Origin of the sequence: Oleiagrimonas soli (assembly GCF_000761445.1) — a bacterium.
Classification (GTDB): Bacteria; Pseudomonadota; Gammaproteobacteria; order Xanthomonadales; family Rhodanobacteraceae; genus Oleiagrimonas; species Oleiagrimonas soli.
The window spans coordinates 803,254-819,255 of record NZ_KN196470.1 but is presented as its reverse complement, the minus strand read 5'-3'; the positions used below and the strand labels follow the sequence as shown (position 1 = coordinate 819,255).

The following is a 16,002-nucleotide window of genomic DNA, read 5'->3' as shown; positions in this document are numbered from 1 at the left end:
CGCGAAGGCGGAACGCCTGCCTCGCGCAACCGCGATGCAGGCCAAACCGAATCCCCGCCCGCCAGCTTCGCATCCTCGACGACAGCATGAGGCCGTCGCGGGCGAAGCCGGCGAACCGCTAGTCGGCGCGTTCGACTCGTGCGCGTCCGGCCTGCTTAGCGCGGTACAGCGCGGCGTCCGCGCGCCGCAGCAGGCTGCCGACGTCGTCGCCATGACGCGCCCAGGCGACACCGATGGAACAGGTCACGCGCAGGCGGTGCTCGCCGTCGGTGTAGTGCCCTTCGAGCAGCGTCGCGAAACGCTTGGCGAGACCGGCGTCGCCATCGACCAGTCCCGGCCAGACCGCCAGCAGCTCCTCGCCGCCGTAGCGGCCCAGCGCGGCATCGGCCGGCGCCAGTCGCCGCAGCCGCTGCGCGCACTGCACCAGCACCGCGTCGCCGGTGAGGTGGCCGTAGGTGTCGTTGACCTGCTTGAAGTGATCCAGATCGAACAGCGCCACGGCCACCGGTCGCCCCTCGAACTGCGTGCCCAGCAACGCCTCGACCAGAATCTCGACCACCGCGCCGCGATTGAGCAGGCCGGTCAGCGCATCGTGGCTGGCCTCGTACTGCAACGCCTGGCGCGCGGCCTCGAGTTCGCGCTTGTCCGCCTCCAGCTCACGCGTGCGCTCGGCCACCATGCATTCCAGCAACAACTGCCTGCGCAGCAGATGCGCGCTGCGCAGACGCCACAGCATCAGCACCGCCAGCAGCGCCAGCAACACGTAACCGGCGCGCGCCCAGCCCGTGCGCCACCATGGCGGCACGATGTCGATGCCGAAGGCGGTGATCGGCGAGCGCAGGCGCAGATCGGGGTCCACGACCCGCGCCTGGAAACGATAGCTGCCGGGCGCCAGCGACGCGTAGCGCAACAAGTGGGACGCCGACGACTCCCAGGCGCCGCCGTCGGCGTCGCCGGCCAAGAGGCGGTATTCGATCGACGCACTGTCCGCATGCGCATCGCCGACCGTCGCCAGCGCCACCGTCAGCGCCTTGCGGTTCCAGGGCCGCCGCAGCGACTCGCCCGGCGGCTCGACGTGGGTGCCGTAGCGCACCTGCAGGATCACCGGCGCCGGCAATGCCGTCGGATGCATCGCCTGCGGTTGCAGCAGATGCGACACGCCGCCGCTGGTGCCGAACCAGATCGAGCCATCGCTGTCCTGATGGAACGCATGCGGCGACATGTCGTCCCAGACCAGTCCGTCGCTGCGGTCGAAGCGTCGCCAGCGTTCGCCGTCGAAACGATCCACTCCAGCATCGCCGGCCACCCACAGCTGACCCGAGCGATCCACGTCCAGCGCATAGATCATGCCCTGACGCAGCAGCGGATCGTTGACCACGCGCAGCGCCATGCTCCCGTCCGCATCGGGACGCGCCGTGTACAGACCGCCCGCGACCGCGGCCAACCACCATCGGCCATCGCCGGTGCGCGCCACATCGACGAAACCGCCGACCGGCGCTGGCTGCGTGCGCACACGCCGGAACGCACCGGCCGCGAAACGCAGCAAACCGTGACTGGTGGCGAACCACAGATCGCCGCTGGCGTCGGCGGCGACGTCGAAATAGTTGGTGTCGTCGGGCAGACCGGTCGCCATGCGCTGCGCATGCGGCTGCGCCGCATCGGGATCGTCGATCCGCCACAAGCTTCCGTGGGTGCCGAACCACAATCGCCCGCGCGCATCGAACCGACCGAATTTCGCCCAGCCCGCGCCACTCGCCACTTGCAGCGCCTTGTGCGTATCCAGGTCGTAGCGCACCACCCGTCCCTGGTTGAACACGATCCACATGCAGCGCCCGCGGGGCAGCAAGGCGATGGCGTCCATCCAGTCCGCCCGGCGCAGCGCCGGCGGCCACGGCGTGAGCTTCTCCGCACCTGGCTCCAGCAAGTTGCCGTGCCGCTGATTGCCCAACCACAGGCGGCCGTCCGCATCGCGGGCGATGGCCCAGGTCGGCGCGCTGTCCAGCCCCTGCGCCGCCAGCCAGTTGCGGAAACGACCGTAGCCACGCCAGCGCAGCACGCCGCGGCCGCCGGTCGCCAGCCACACCGCGCCGGCCGGATCGAACACCAGGTCGCGGATCTGCGCGGCCTGCAGGCCGCGGTCGTCGGCAAAGCGCATCCAGTGCGCGCCATCCCAGCGGCTGAGGTGTCCGGCCGTACCCGCCAGCACGCGGCCCCGATCGTCGCTGGTCAGCGTTTCGACCGGATCGGTGCTGTCGATCGCGCGGAAACGATCGCTGCTCGCCGGCAATTGCAGCAAATGATGCATGCCGCCGACCCAGAGAGCGCCGGCAGGGTCGCGATAGAGCGTGATCCACTGGTCCGTGGGCACGCCGCGCGCGGCGCCCCAGAACGCCAGCGCACCGCTCGCCGTGCGCGTGCACAGACGTGCACCGCAGGTCGTCCACAAACGTTCGCGCAGCCACAGCACCGGACCGTCGGTCAGCACACCTTCGCGCAACGCCTGCGGCCACGGCACCGTGCGCACCTGCCCGGCGGCATCCACATGCACCAGCCGTCGCTGATGACGCACATAAACACCGTCCGCGCCGTCATCGGCGATGCGCCGCAGATCGTCCACGGGGATGTCGGCGACGCGACGGACGCGGCCGTCCTGCCACACGTAGAGTCCCTGCGCGGCGCCGATCCAGATGCGTCCGTCCGGGGCCTGATGCAGATCGTTGACGCGCAGACGCGCGAGATCGAGGCCATCGCCCGCATGCCCCTCGACGGGCATGAAATCGCGACCGTCGAAACGGTACAGCCCCTTGTCGGTGCCTACCCACAACACGCCGCGGCGGTCGCGCAGCAGCACGTTGGCCGCCAGGCTGCGCAGCCCCTGATCCTGCGCGAAGGTCTGCATGGCGACGATGCGCGGCGCGGCGTCGCTCTGCGCCCACGCGGAGGTTCCGAGGAGCGCGGACAGCAGCAGAGCCGCACTCGCCAGCCAGCGCGATGCCCGTTGGACGGGCAGCTCGCTTGCTCCCGTGCACACTCGGTCCCGCCGCATGTTCAGGTCTCCCGTCTCGCCGATGTGAGGTCGGCGAAGTGACGGTATCCGTTCCCAGTACTGTCGCCCTGCGAAGATTGTGCACGATGCGGACCGGCTTCGCATATCCGCCAAGGCATCGGATCGATATGACCTGCGGCACGGGACAGTCGTCGTCGGCTCTGAAACAATGGGCTGATTTGTGCCCGCCGATTTGCCCGGCGACCGGAACCAAGGAATCTACATGACCCAAGACACCTCGATCCGCCGCGACGTCGGCCCGTGGGCGCTGATGTTCACCGGCCTGGGCTCGATCATCGGCTCCGGCTGGCTGTTCGGTGCCTGGAATGCCGCCAAGCTGGCCGGACCCGGCGCCATCTGGGCCTGGCTGCTGGGCGCCGCCATCATCATGAGCATCGCACTGACCTACGCCGAACTGGGCGCGATGTTCCCCGAGACCGGCGGCATGGTGCGCTACGGTCACTACTCGCACGGTTCGCTGGTCGGCTTCATCGCCGCGTGGTCGAACTGGATCGCAATCGTCTCGGTGATTCCGGTCGAAGCCGAAGCCTCGATCCAGTACATGGCCGGCTGGAAATGGGAATGGGCGCAAAACCTCTATCACGAGGTGCCCGGCCAGCACGGCGAACTAAGCCACCTGGGCCTGTCCCTGGCCGCGCTGCTGGTGCTGATGTACTTCCTGCTGAACTTCTGGAGCGTGAAGCTGTTCGCGCGCTCCAACAGCGCCATCACCATCGTCAAGCTGATCATTCCCGCCGTCACCGGCATCGGCCTAATCGCCAGCGGCTTCCATCACGAGAACTTCAGCGTCGGCATCAACGGCGGTTCGCACACCAACGACTTCGCGGCCATCCTGACGGCCGTCGCCACCGCCGGCATCGTGTTCAGCTTCAACGGCTTCCAGAGTCCGGTGAACCTGGCCGGCGAGGCGCGCAATCCCGGGCGCAGCATTCCGTTCGCCATCGTCGGCGCGATCGTGCTGGCGACCATCGTCTACGTGCTGCTGCAGGTCGCCTATCTCGGCTCGGTGCCGCAGCAGATGCTGGCGAAGGCCGGCTGGCACGGCATCGATTTCAGCTCGCCGTTCGCCGAACTGGCCGTCATCGTCAATCTGAATTGGCTGGCGATCCTGCTCTACGCCGACGCCTTCGTCAGCCCCAGCGGCACCGGCATGACCTACACCGCGTCCACCGCGCGCATGCTGTACGGCATGGAGCGCAACGGCACGCTGCCGAAGCTGTTCGGCCGCATCCATCCGAAGTGGGGCGTGCCGCGCCCGGCGATGTGGCTGAACCTGGTCGTGGCCTACGTGTTCCTGTTCTTCTTCCGCGGCTGGGATTCGCTGGCGGCGGTGATCTCGGTGGCGACGATCATCTCCTACCTGACCGGCCCGGTCAGCGTGATGACCCTGCGCCGCACCGCACCGGAACTGAAGCGGCCGTTCCGCCTGCACGGGCTGTCGATCATCGCCGGCATCGCCTTCATCATGTCCGCCGAGCTGCTGTACTGGGCCAAGTGGCCGCTGACCGGACAGATCATCCTGCTGATCGTGGTGGCCCTGCCGATCTACCTGTACTACCAGCACAAGCAGCAGTGGCACGACTTCGGCCGGCAGATGAAGGGCGCCTGGTGGCTGGTCTGCTACCTCATCGTGCTGGCCACGATGTCGTACATCGGCAGCGCCAAGTTCGGCGGCCTCGACTACATTCCGTACGGCTGGGACCTGGCCGTGGTCGCGGTGATCGGACTGATCTTCTTCCTGTGGGGCGTGAAGTCCGGCTGGCGCACGCCGTCGGTCGAGGCCATCCGCATCGAGGCGCACGAGCATCCGGACGCCATCCTGGTGCCGCCGGAGGAAGACGAAGCCGAAGCCATCGTTTCGCGGCTGCACTGAACGTTTTGCGCTTCAACGACGCCCTGACGCGGCACTGCCCGCGTCAGGGCGTTTCCGTTTCGGCCACGGCCGAACGGATCGCGGCATCGGACCGCGTCGTGCGCTCCGCCACGGAGACCGCCGCCTCCAGACCGTCGCCCGGCAGCAGCAACGAGGGCAGATCGCTCTCCGGATGCATGCGCAGCAGTTGCCACGCCATGCCGCCCTCGCCCGGCAGCAGCCCCGGCGAGAACGTGTCGCGGGTCATGCCGCAGGAGACGCCGTGATCCTCGACGCCGGTGAGCAACGCGGCGTCCAGTGAGGCCAGCGTCACGCCGGCCGGTCCCTCGCCGGCGCGGATCGCCGTGCGCAGCAACTCCCACGAACCGGCGTCGCCGTGGCACAGGCAGTGGTTCCAGCCCATGCCCAGCCGCCACGTGGCCGCCGCCGCGCGTCGCAACGTGCGGCGCGTTTCGGGGCGTTGCCACGACGGATCGAGATGCGCATGCGCCAGGCCGATGCCGACGGCGCCGTGGCACCACGCCGCGGCGCTGCGGAAACCCTCGATCATGCGCAGATCGAGCCAGTTGCCTTCGTCGCCATCGTAGAGATGCGCTTCAAAGGCGAACGCCGCCTGCGCCGTTTCGCGGTGCGCGACGTTTCCGCCCGCACGCGCCAGATGCTCCAGCGCCCAGGCCACGCCGGTCACGCCGTGCGCGAAACCGCCGATGCCGTCGGGCCAGCTCGGATTCTTCCAGTGCGCGCGGCCGTCCTCGCGCAGCGCCTGCGCGCAGAGTTCATCGCCCATGTTCGCCGCGAGCGTGGCGTAGCGCGTCTGCCCGCTGTGCGCCGCCAACGCCTGCAGGATCGGGATCGCGCCGGCGCGCCCGATGAGCAGATCGTGGGCTTCGGGTGCCGCGGCGGCCGCCTCGGCCATGCCGTCGGCGACCCGACAGGCGCGCTCCAGCGCACTCGCATCGTCCATGCCCCACGCATGCAGCAGCAACCGCGCCCAGACCTGCGAGGCCAGCCCGAAGTACGCGCCCACCGACGGCGGTCGCATCTTCACGCCCTCCGCACGCATGCGCGCGTTGCGCGCTTCGCCCAGATCGAGCGTATGACGAACGCGCGCGAGCAGATCGTCCATGCCCGCCAGCTCGTCGACACGACCGGCGCGCATCTCGCGCAGGTAACCGGCCACGAGTACCGCCATGCCGGACATGCCGCCGTAGAGGTCGGGACCGAGTGGACGCACCGACCAGCCGGTGGCCGGATCGAACGTCGGCGCGATCCACGCCACGCTGCCGTCGTCGGCCTCGATGGCGTGGGTGCGCAGGCGCTGCATCATCTCGCGCAGCCGTGCGCGCCGACGCGCGTCGAGATCGGCATGGCGCACCTGCTCGCGCGCCGGCCACAAGGAGGTATCCGAAGGACTCCAGCCGTCGTTGACATAGGCGCTGACCAGGGCCGAGCGGATGACTTGCCGCTCCAGCTCCATGTCCATCCCGCGCCAGTGCGCCAGCGCCGCGTCGATGCGCGGACCGGTGTCGCGCCAGCGCGTGCCGCGCGGCCCCTCGATTCGGCCGTCGCGCACGCGGGTGGTGAAGTACGGGATGTCGCCCTCTTCAAGATCGTCGATCTCGGCCTCGATGATGTCGGCCTGACCGGGTGCGCTCGACACGTTCTGCGCCATGCGCGCGAGCAGATCCCGTGCGCGCTCGCGCGCGGGCGCTTCGCGGTGCAACGACACCGGATGCCACAGCATGCGCGCCAGCTGCGCATACACCTCGGTCGCCCGCGTCACGACCCGCACGCGGCACGCGGCGAAGTCCTGCAGCATCGGCTGCAGCGCCGCGGCGCCATCCAGGCGCTGCAGCGTGGCGGTCATGGCGTCGAAGGCGTCCAGCACGTGCGGCCAGTATTGCGCCAGCGCCGGCTCCGGACTGGGATGATTCTGCGCAATCGGCGCATCGACCCACACCTCGCCCAGGCGGGCGCGATCGGTGCCGGCGTCGACGATGTCCGATTGCTGCATGCGCGGCTGCTGTCCGGGCAGCGAACCGGCGGCGGAAGTATCCACGCCCTTCCAGCCCAATCCCGCGCCGCGCCCCGGCAGAATGCCCACGCCCATCGCCGTGCCGGCGATGCGCTCGGCAGCGCGATCCATCGCCGCACCAAAGCCCGAGTCCCGGGCCGGCGCGGGCGGCGTGAACAAGGTCTCGCAGTCGATCACCACCGGACTCGGTCCGCAGGCGATCATGTTTTCGGCGTGCATGTCGGTGCCGCCGAGCAAGCGCATCACCGCCAGCCAGTGACCGAGTCCGCGATAGAACGCGCGCAGTTCGTCATCGCCTTCCGCATAGCGGTGCGCGACGTGCGCGCTCCAGCCGTAGCCGTCGGCGCAGATCACCTCGGGCACGCGCATGCTGCTGGGCGCGTCGTGCCGGGCGATCAGGGTGTCGATGAAGGCGCGCAGCGACGCATCGATGCGCAGCGAACGCGGTTTGTAGAGCAAACGACCGCCATCGCAGCGCAACAGCACCACGCTGCGTCCGTGCAAATGCGTGTCGCCAGCGCCGAAGCCGATCTCGCGCAGTCGCCCGACCGGCCTGCCGCACAGCGGAGCGAGCGTGTCGCGATCCTTCGCCCAGCGACGCGCCAGTTCCAGCGCGGCCTGGCAGCGGCCGTCGATCAAGATGTCGAGGCGGCGCCGCAGCGTCGGGTAGTGCGCATGCATGCTTTCCCAAAATTCGATCCGGGAAGCCTTGCGCAGAAAATCCTGCCAGCGCGCTTCGGTATCGTCGCCCTGCAGCTGGCCGTTCTCACGCGCCGCGTTGAGTTCGAGCAGCAGCAGCCGACCGAGCTTGCGATGCAGCGTGACCAGCAGCGACTCGCGCGCGGCGGCGTGCAGCGCCTCCTGTTCTTCGGGCTCGAATCCGGGGATTCGTGCGGCCTGGACTGCCAGCCCCTCCAGTGCAGGCAGGAGCAGACAGCCCAGGGCCGCGTCGAAGTCAGGGGCGTCCTTGGGAGACGCCACGACCTCTTAGCAGCAGTAGCGCGTGTACGATCCGGTACACGCCGTGCCGCAGCCGTTCAGCGTGATGACGCTGGCCTCGCCGGCGATGTCGGACTCGACAAAGCCGTCACCGGCAAACAGCGGGCCCGCCGGGTTGTTCACGCCGGCTTCTTCGCGCCACTGCGCCGCGGTGTCGATCGGGTTCTCGTTGCTCATGATTCGCCTCCTGCAAAAATGAAGTTGAGAACTTCGCGCACGAAGAGGCATTGGCTGAAGGCGTCAGAACCCGAACTCGAAGACGACGCGCGGGACTACCGCTTCCTGTAACGCTTCCGGCACGCGAACGGGACGCACTGCCTGCGCCCCGTCCCGAAGCTAGCAAGGTTTCGGCGCGCTTGTATAGCGATAGCCGTCACACCTGCACACCTTCTGCGCAAACGCATGCAAGCGCCTACACGCATTCGGAAATTTTCCGCTTTGCGGGTTCAGGAAAGCGCCAGTACGTCGCCAAGCAACGCCTGCGCCGTGACCTCCGCGCCAGCGCCCGGACCCTGGATCACCAGCGGCTGCGCACGGTAACGCGCGGTGGTGAACGCGAACAGATTGTCGGTGCCGCGAAGGCCGTTGGCGGGATGCTCCTCGGACACCGCGCGCAGGCCGACGCGCGCCGCGCCATCGCGGTCCAACTGCGCCAGATAGCGCAGCCGCTGACCGCGCGATGCCGCCGTAACGTAGCGCTCGGCGAACACGGCGTCGAGAGCATCGGCGTGCTGCAGGAATTCTTCCACCGACAGCCCGCGCAGCGTCTCGGGCACGAGGTTCTCCACCTCGATATCGCCGGGCTCCAGATCGAATCCGGCGCTGCGCGCGAGGATCAGCAGCTTGCGCGCCACGTCCTGACCGGACAGATCGGCGCGTGGATCCGGCTCGCTGTAGCCGAGCTCGCGCGCATGCCGAAGCAGTTCGGAGAACGGCGCGGTGCCGTCGTAGCGACTGAACAGCCACGACAACGAACCCGAAAACACGCCCTCCAGATTCAACAGCTCGTCGCCGCAGGCACGCAGACGACGCACGGTCGAGATCACCGGCAAGCCGGCGCCCACGGTCGCCGCGTCGCCGTAACAGGTCCGACCGCGTTCACGACCATCGGCCAACGCGTTCCAGCCTTCCAGCGCACCGCCAGCCGCGGCCTTGTTGGCGGTCACGACGTGATAGCCGCGCGCCAGCCATTCGGCATGCGCGGCGGCCAGCACGTCGCTGGCGGTGGCGTCGATGATGACCTTGATCGACGCATCGCTGGCATCGAGGGCAGCCAGCAGCGCGGCATCGTCGCGGCAATCGCCGCCGCGGTCGAGGTTGTCGCGCACGCGCCGATCGGCCAGACGGGCGGGGTCGGTGGTCTGCCAGCGCGAATTGGCCGCGCCGACCAGACGCAGCCGCGCGCCCGCCGGCGTGTTCAGCAGACGCAGCCACGCGCCGCCGACCACGCCCGTACCGAACAGCACCACGGCGATATCGTCCTGCTGCGCATCCGCACGATCCTGAATCGTCGACGCCTCCGCGAACACCGCATTCATGCCGATGCCGCCGGTTTGCGCGCCTGCACGCGCTGCGCGCGCTCGAGCCCGGCGGTGAGGTCGGCAACCAGATCGTCGGCACTTTCGATGCCCACCGAAAGCCGCAGCAGGGTGTCGGCGATGCCCGCCGTGCGCCGCGCCTCGGGCGCCATCGAGGCGTGCGTCATGCTGGCCGGATGCGCGACCAGGCTCTCCACGCCGCCCAGCGATTCGGCCAGCGAGAAATATTCCAGACCGTCCAGAAAGGCGCGGATCGCTCCCTCGCCGCCCTGCAACTCGAAGCTGAGCATGGCGCCGAAACCGCGCTGCTGGCGCGCCGCCAGCGCATGCTGCGGATGCGTCGCCAGCCCCGGGTAGTAGACCCGCGCCACGGCCGGATGGTCGTCCAGCAACGCGGCGATGCGCTCGGCGTTCTCCTGGTGCACGCGCAGGCGCGCATCCAGCGTGCGCAGACCGCGCAGGGTCAGGAAGCTGTCGAACGGCGCGCCGGTCAGACCCAGACAATTGGCCCACCATTTCAGTTGCTCGGCCAGCTCCGGCGTGCGTGCGACGACCGCGCCGCCGACCACGTCACTGTGGCCGTTGATGTACTTGGTGGTCGAATGCAGCACCACGTCCGCACCCAGTGTCAACGGCTGCTGCAGCGCCGGCGACAGGAAGGTGTTGTCGACCAGACACAATGCGCCGACGGCATGCGCCGCCTGCGCCACGTGACGCACGTCGGTGATGCGCAGCAGCGGATTCGACGGCGTCTCGACCCAGACCAGATCCGGCTTGCGCGCCAGGCCTTCGCCCAGGCTCGCCGGGTCGGTGAGGTCGGCGAAGATCACCTCGAAGCGGCCCTTCTTCGCCCAAGCGTCGAGCAGTCGCCAGGTGCCGCCGTAGCAATCGTGCGCAGCCAGCACGCGACCGCCGGCCGGCACCAGTTCCAGCGCCAGCGCCACGGCGGCCATGCCGCTGGCCGTGACCACCGCGCCCGCGCCCTGCTCCAGCTCGGCCAGCGCCTCGGCCAGCAGGTCGCGCGTCGGATTGCCGCTGCGCGAATAGTCGTAGGCGCGCTTCTGGCCGAAGCCGGCGAAGCTGTAGTTGGTCGACAGATGCAACGGCGGCACCACCGCGCCGTGCTGCGTGTCGGATTCGATGCCGGCGCGCACGGCGCGCGTGGCGGATGAAGCGGAAGTGCTCATGTCAGGCTCCACAACAGGCTTGCAGGGTGTCGCGCAGCAACGGCGCGAGCTGGGCGGGTTCCTTCAGGAATCCGTCGTGTCCATAAACGGTCTGGATGACTTCGAGCGTGGCCGGCGCGCCCAGCGCGCGCTGCAGGGCGCACAGGTCGGCCAGCGGCACCAGGCGGTCGGAGGCGAAGCCGATCAGCGTGGTCGGCACGCGCACGGTCGACGGATCGACGTCGTGCAGATCGATGGACTCGGACAACGACAGGTAACGCTGCGCATCGAAGCGTTCGACGAAACGCTTGCCGTTGTGTTCCAGCCAGTCCTCGACCGGCAGACGGAAACGGCCGTCGGCGAAACGCGCCTCGCCGGCGAAGCGCGCGGCGAATTCTTCGCTGCCACGATAGGTGGTCAGCGCCAGTTGGCGCGCCAGTGCCAGCGCCTGATCGACTTCGCCGGTGCGCAGACCGAAGCGGACGATCTCGCGCTGCACCGAACGCTGCGCGGTCGCCAGCGGATGCGGACGATGGGCGCCGGCCAGCGCCACCAGACGACCCAGGCGATGCGCATGACGCGCCGCGAACGCCAGACCGACCATCGCGCCATACGAGGCGCCGATGTAGGCCTCCGCGCGGCCGATCTGCAAAGCGTCCAGCAACGCCGCCAGGGCGTCGGCCTGATCCGCGGTGGATACGGCCGAAGCACCCAGATCGGACGCGCCCAGCCAGTCGATCGCCAGCACGCGGCAGCGGCGCAGATCCAGCGCGCGGTCGACGCCCACCAGCGCCTGCCACCAGCCTTCGTCCGGATGCGTCTCGCTGGAACAGACGTCGCGGTCGGCCGAGATGCCGCCCTGCACGATCACCGTCGGCGCACCCGGCGCGCCGGTCCACAGGTAGCGCACCGACACCTCGCGCGCGCCCTCGGCGTAACGCGGCGTCAGGCGGATGCGGCGCACCTGGCGCTGGCAGTGGAAATCGTGGCGCTCGACACCGACCGCCTCGCTGCACGAGGCGGTCGGTTCGGCGGTGGGGACGGCTTGAAGAGTCATGCGGCGCTCCGGCGTGTCGGCATCGACCTGCGGAGCACCGGATCGGAATCGCCGCACCCCAGATGGACGAAGCCGGGGTGCGTCGACTCATCTCTCGGTGAGCGCTTCGCGCTCCCGCAGGAGTTGGCACCGTGCGGAACCTTGCGGTATCCGCGGGTTGCCCCGGCTTCGTCGGGCCTGTCCCTCAGCCGGTCTCGATGAGTGTTTCGATGAACTCTATAGCCGTAAACGGCATGTGTCAATAGACGTCTATACGTCCATATTCAAAAACGACATGATCTGTTTGAACGAACATGCGGATGCCTGCGACGCATGTCCTGCGCCGCAGGAAAACCCGTGCATCGCTCGTCTGAACATCCGCATGACCTCGGACGGGGTACGATGGGACTCCCCATCAGACGATGTACCCATGTCCCGCAACGCAGCATCGCGACACGGCCCGGCGACCGATTCATCGCCCACGGGCCGAGAGGCGGGACCGCTCCGCTTCAACGGCGACAACGCCTTTCATCGCGAACTCAAGCGTCGCGTGCTGGCGGATTTGCGCGACCGCGGCTGTGACCCGCGCGACAGCGGGCGCATGTATGCGAAGACCGCAATCATCCTGACCGCCTTCGCTCTGACCTACACCGCCCTGGTGTTTTTGGCGCAGACCTGGTGGCAGGCGCTGCCGCTGGCCGTGGCGCTGGGCGCGGCGACCGCCGGCATCGGCTTCAACATCATGCATGACGGCGGTCACCTGGCCTATTCCAAACGGCGCTGGGTCAACCGGCTGATGGCGATGACCCTGGACCTGGTCGGCGGCAGTTCCTACATCTGGCAATGGAAGCACGGCCGCTTCCATCACACCTGGGTGAATGTCGACGGCCACGACAGCGACATCGATCTGGGCGTACTGGCGCGCCTGTCGCCCGGCCAGCGCCGGCGTCCGTGGCACCGCTGGCAGCATCTGTATCTTTGGCCGCTGTACGCCGTGACCGTGCTGCGCTGGCATCTGTACGGCGACTTCCGCGACCTGCTCACCGGCACCATCGGCACCCGATCCTTCGCGCGCCCGCGCGGTGCGGATCTGGCCGTGTTCGTGCTCGGCAAGCTGGCGTTCTTCATGCTCGCCTTCGGCCTGCCCCTGCTGTTCCATCCGTGGACCGCGGTCGTGGCCGGCTACGCGGTGGTGGCCGCCGTCTCCGGCCTGCTGCTGGCGCTGGTCTTCCAGATGGCGCACGTCGTGGAAGCGGCGGCGTTCCCGACCCCGGTCGGCGAGGCGCCGCACCTGGACACACCGTGGGCCGTGCACCAGCTGCACACCACCGTCAATTTCGCGCCGCACAACCGGGTGCTGTCCTGGCTGATCGGCGGCCTCAACTTCCAGGTCGAACACCACCTGTTCCCGCATATCGCCCATGTGCACTACCCGGCGGTGGCGCGCGTGGTGGAGCGGACCTGCCGCGAATTCGGACTGCCATACCACGTCAGCCCGTCGTTCGCCGCCAGCATTGCCTCGCATTACCGGTGGCTGCACAGGATGAGCCTGCGCCCCGCCTGATGGGGCCGCGCACTTCGACCGCTCCGACCGGTTCATGCGCCGGAGGCACCTTGCGCGCAGATGCGCGCGGGGTCGGCGGCGCGCTATCATGGGTGGTTTAACGCTGCGGCCCACGCCCATGTCCAGCCACCGCACCGAAACCGCGCGTCGGCGCACCTTCGCCATCGTCAGCCATCCTGACGCGGGCAAGACCACGCTGACCGAAAAACTGCTGCTGTTCGGCGGCGCGATCCAGATGGCCGGCTCGGTGAAGAGCCGCAAGGCCGCGCGCCACGCCACCTCCGACTGGATGGCGCTGGAGAAGGAACGCGGCATCTCCGTGACGTCCTCGGTGATGCAGTTCCCCTACGGCGGCAAGATCGTCAACCTGCTCGACACGCCGGGCCACGCCGACTTCTCGGAAGACACCTACCGCGTGCTCACCGCGGTCGATTCGGCACTGATGGTGATCGACTGCGCCAAGGGCGTGGAGGAGCGCACCATCAAGCTGATGGAAGTCTGCCGTCTGCGCACCACGCCGATCATGACCTTCATCAACAAGCTCGACCGCGAGGGCCGCTCGCCGCTGGAGCTGTTCGACGAGGTCGAATCGGTGCTGGGCATCCAGTGCGCGCCGATCACCTGGCCCATCGGCATGGGCAAGCGCCTGAAGGGCGTCTATCACCTGGTGCGCGACGAGGTGTACCTGTACGAGGCCGGCAAGAACTACGAGCGCCAGGACGCCAAGGTGCTGAAGGGCCTCGACCACCCGGAACTGGAAGCCGCACTGGGCGCCGAGGCGCTGTCCGAGCTGCGCGACGAGCTGGAACTGGTCACCGGCGCGGTCGAGCCCTTCGACCCGGCGCAGTATCTCGCCGGCAAGCAGACGCCGGTGTTCTTCGGCTCCGCCGTGAACAACTTCGGCGTGCAGCTGCTGCTGGACTTCTTCGTCGAGCACGCGCCCGGCCCGCAGCCGCGCGCGACCACCACGCGCGAGGTCGACGCCGACGAGGAGAAGCTCAGCGGCTTCGTGTTCAAGATCCAGGCCAACATGGACCCTGCGCACCGCGACCGCGTGGCCTTCATGCGCGTGTGCTCGGGCACCTACTCGGCCGGCATGAAGATGCTGCAGACGCGCACCGGCAAGGACGTGCGCATCGCCAACGCGCTGACCTTCATGGCCTCCGACCGCGACATCGTCGACACCGCCTACCCGGGCGACGTGATCGGCCTGCACAACCACGGCACCATCTCCATCGGCGACACCTTCACCGAGGGCGAGGCGCTGAACTTCACCGGCATCCCCAACTTCGCGCCGGAGCTGTTCCGCCGCGCGCGGCTGCGCGATCCGCTGAAGATGAAGGCCCTGCAGAAGGGGCTGGCACAGCTGTCCGAGGAGGGCGCCACGCAGTTCTTCCGTCCGCTGATGTCGAACGACCTGATCCTCGGCGCGGTCGGCGTACTGCAGTTCGACGTGGTCGCCTACCGCCTGAAGGACGAATACGGCGTGGAAGCGGCGTTCGACAACGTCACCGTGGCCACCGCGCGCTGGATCTACTGCGACGACGAGAAGATGCTGGAACAGTTCCGCGAGAAGAACGCGCAGCACCTGGCACTGGACGCCTCCGGCGCGCTGGTCTACCTGGCGCCGACTCGCGTGAACCTGCAACTGACGCAGGAACGCTGGCCGGACGTGACCTTCGCCGCCACCCGCGAACACGCCAGTTCGGTCGAGGTAAACGGATAGGACATCGGTCGCCTTCCCCGGGAGGCCAGCGGTTGCTACGCTCGACCGTATCCATCAGGGGAGGGTTACGCATGCGAGACTGGAATCTGGCGTTTCGTACACCGAGCGAAGCACCGGGCTGGCAACGCTGGCTGGTGTATTCCGCGTTGGCGCGCGTGCTGATCTTCGCCGCACTGGTATTCGTCTTCGGCTTCCTCGTCCTGATCGGCCTACACGCTCTCGGCTGGAGCATGAAGACCGCTCCGCCGGATATCAAGGGCTGGTCTCAGCTGATCGTCCGAACAGTACCGACGGTATTCGCCTATCTGATCCTGACCCGTCTCATCGAACGGCGATGGCCTGCGGAGCTAGCCTGGCGCAAATTGCCCGCGCATGCGTCGGCGGGGCTCGTCCTCGGCACGATTCTGCTGTGCACGGTCGTCGGTGTGCTCTGGCTCGCCGGCAGCTACCACGTGCTGGATACCGGTGGCGAAGTGCACTGGCTGGCCGAGATCCTCACCGTCGGCCTTGGCGCCGGCATCAGCGAAGAAATCGTTTTTCGCGGCGTGCTGTACCGCATTGTCGAGGAAAGTCTGGGCACCTGGATCGCCTTGCTGGTCTCGGCGCTCGCCTTCGGCGCGATCCACTTGGGCAACCCCAACGCGACCCTGTGGAGCGGTACGGCCATCGCCATCGAAGCCGGCGTGTTGTTCGGGCTGGTCTATCACGTGACCCGATCGCTGTGGTTCTGCATGGGCCTGCATGCGGCATGGAACCTCATGGAAGGACCGGTCTTGGGTACCTCGGTCTCGGGTCTGCCCGCACAGGGATGGGTTCACGCCCAGATGAGCGGCCCGGACTGGCTCAGCGGCGGCAGCTTCGGTCCGGAAGCCTCTCTGGTCACGCCACTGTGCAGCCTGGCGCTGGCCGGCGTGTTCCTCTTCATCGCGCTGCGCCGCAGCAGCATCGTGCCGCCATTCTGGGCGCGGCGCGCGGCCGTGGCTTCCTGACGCAGACCG

Annotated in this window: 10 protein-coding genes and 1 riboswitch; of the genes, 4 read left to right on the top strand and 6 right to left on the bottom strand. The window is 68.4% G+C overall.

Annotation, left to right across the window (positions count from 1 at the left end):
* Window positions 1–118: 118 nt before the first annotated feature.
* Window positions 119–3,046 (bottom strand): ligand-binding sensor domain-containing diguanylate cyclase, encoded by a 2,928-nt coding sequence (locus tag LF63_RS03535; protein WP_161782319.1) that lies wholly within the window; start codon window positions 3,044–3,046, stop codon window positions 119–121.
* 223 nt (window positions 3,047–3,269) lie between these two features.
* Between LF63_RS03535 and LF63_RS03530 the strand changes: the two genes are divergently transcribed.
* Complete coding sequence (locus LF63_RS03530) at window positions 3,270–4,940, top strand: APC family permease (protein ID WP_043099677.1); 1,671 nt, start codon at window positions 3,270–3,272, stop codon at window positions 4,938–4,940.
* 43 nt (window positions 4,941–4,983) lie between these two features.
* Here LF63_RS03530 and LF63_RS03525 read toward each other — a convergent pair whose 3' ends face one another.
* The 5 genes from LF63_RS03525 to metX form a co-directional block, all read right to left on the bottom strand.
* Window positions 4,984–7,956 (bottom strand): type 2 lanthipeptide synthetase LanM family protein, encoded by a 2,973-nt coding sequence (locus tag LF63_RS03525; protein ID WP_081945066.1) that lies wholly within the window; start codon window positions 7,954–7,956, stop codon window positions 4,984–4,986.
* A gap of 6 nt (window positions 7,957–7,962) precedes the next feature.
* Window positions 7,963–8,151: a DUF6229 family protein gene (locus tag LF63_RS03520; RefSeq protein WP_043099676.1), complete on the bottom strand. Its 189-nt coding sequence runs from the start codon at window positions 8,149–8,151 to the stop codon at window positions 7,963–7,965.
* Window positions 8,152–8,420: 269 nt separating this feature from the next.
* Window positions 8,421–9,512 (bottom strand): homoserine dehydrogenase family protein, encoded by a 1,092-nt coding sequence (locus LF63_RS03515; RefSeq protein WP_043099674.1) that lies wholly within the window; start codon window positions 9,510–9,512, stop codon window positions 8,421–8,423.
* Window positions 9,509–10,699, bottom strand: coding sequence for a cystathionine gamma-synthase (gene metB, locus LF63_RS03510; protein WP_043099672.1), 1,191 nt, complete (start codon window positions 10,697–10,699; stop codon window positions 9,509–9,511). Before metB ends, LF63_RS03515 begins: the two co-directional genes overlap by 4 nt.
* Window position 10,700: 1 nt before the next feature.
* A complete protein-coding gene (gene metX, locus LF63_RS03505; RefSeq protein WP_043099670.1) occupies window positions 10,701–11,735 on the bottom strand; it encodes a homoserine O-succinyltransferase MetX in 1,035 nt (344 codons plus the stop codon).
* 84 nt (window positions 11,736–11,819) lie between these two features.
* Window positions 11,820–11,939, bottom strand: a riboswitch (SAM riboswitch).
* A 205-nt stretch (window positions 11,940–12,144) separates the two neighbouring features.
* Here metX and LF63_RS03500 point away from each other — a divergent pair.
* From LF63_RS03500 to LF63_RS03490, 3 genes are all read left to right on the top strand, one after another.
* A complete protein-coding gene (locus tag LF63_RS03500) occupies window positions 12,145–13,278 on the top strand; it encodes a fatty acid desaturase family protein (protein WP_052394644.1) in 1,134 nt (377 codons plus the stop codon).
* Between the two features lie 118 nt (window positions 13,279–13,396).
* The gene (locus LF63_RS03495) at window positions 13,397–15,004 is read left to right on the top strand and encodes a peptide chain release factor 3 (protein WP_043099669.1); all 1,608 of its coding nucleotides are present in this window, start codon (window positions 13,397–13,399) and stop codon (window positions 15,002–15,004) included.
* A 71-nt stretch (window positions 15,005–15,075) separates the two neighbouring features.
* Window positions 15,076–15,993, top strand: coding sequence for a CPBP family intramembrane glutamic endopeptidase (locus tag LF63_RS03490; protein WP_043099668.1), 918 nt, complete (start codon window positions 15,076–15,078; stop codon window positions 15,991–15,993).
* The last annotated feature ends 9 nt before the right edge of the window (window positions 15,994–16,002 follow it).

Excerpts from the sequence above, each read along its gene's own strand:
- LF63_RS03535 (WP_161782319.1), bottom strand. The coding sequence starts at position 3,046 with ATGCGGCGGGACCGAGTGTGCACGGGAGCAAGCGAGCTGCCCGTCCAA.
- LF63_RS03530 (WP_043099677.1), top strand. The coding sequence starts at position 3,270 with ATGACCCAAGACACCTCGATCCGCCGCGACGTCGGCCCGTGGGCGCTG.
- LF63_RS03520 (WP_043099676.1), bottom strand. The coding sequence starts at position 8,151 with ATGAGCAACGAGAACCCGATCGACACCGCGGCGCAGTGGCGCGAAGAA.
- LF63_RS03515 (WP_043099674.1), bottom strand. The coding sequence starts at position 9,512 with ATGAATGCGGTGTTCGCGGAGGCGTCGACGATTCAGGATCGTGCGGAT.
- metB (WP_043099672.1), bottom strand. The coding sequence starts at position 10,699 with ATGAGCACTTCCGCTTCATCCGCCACGCGCGCCGTGCGCGCCGGCATC.
- metX (WP_043099670.1), bottom strand. The coding sequence starts at position 11,735 with ATGACTCTTCAAGCCGTCCCCACCGCCGAACCGACCGCCTCGTGCAGC.
- LF63_RS03500 (WP_052394644.1), top strand. The coding sequence starts at position 12,145 with ATGTCCCGCAACGCAGCATCGCGACACGGCCCGGCGACCGATTCATCG.
- LF63_RS03495 (WP_043099669.1), top strand. The coding sequence starts at position 13,397 with ATGTCCAGCCACCGCACCGAAACCGCGCGTCGGCGCACCTTCGCCATC.
- LF63_RS03490 (WP_043099668.1), top strand. The coding sequence starts at position 15,076 with ATGCGAGACTGGAATCTGGCGTTTCGTACACCGAGCGAAGCACCGGGC.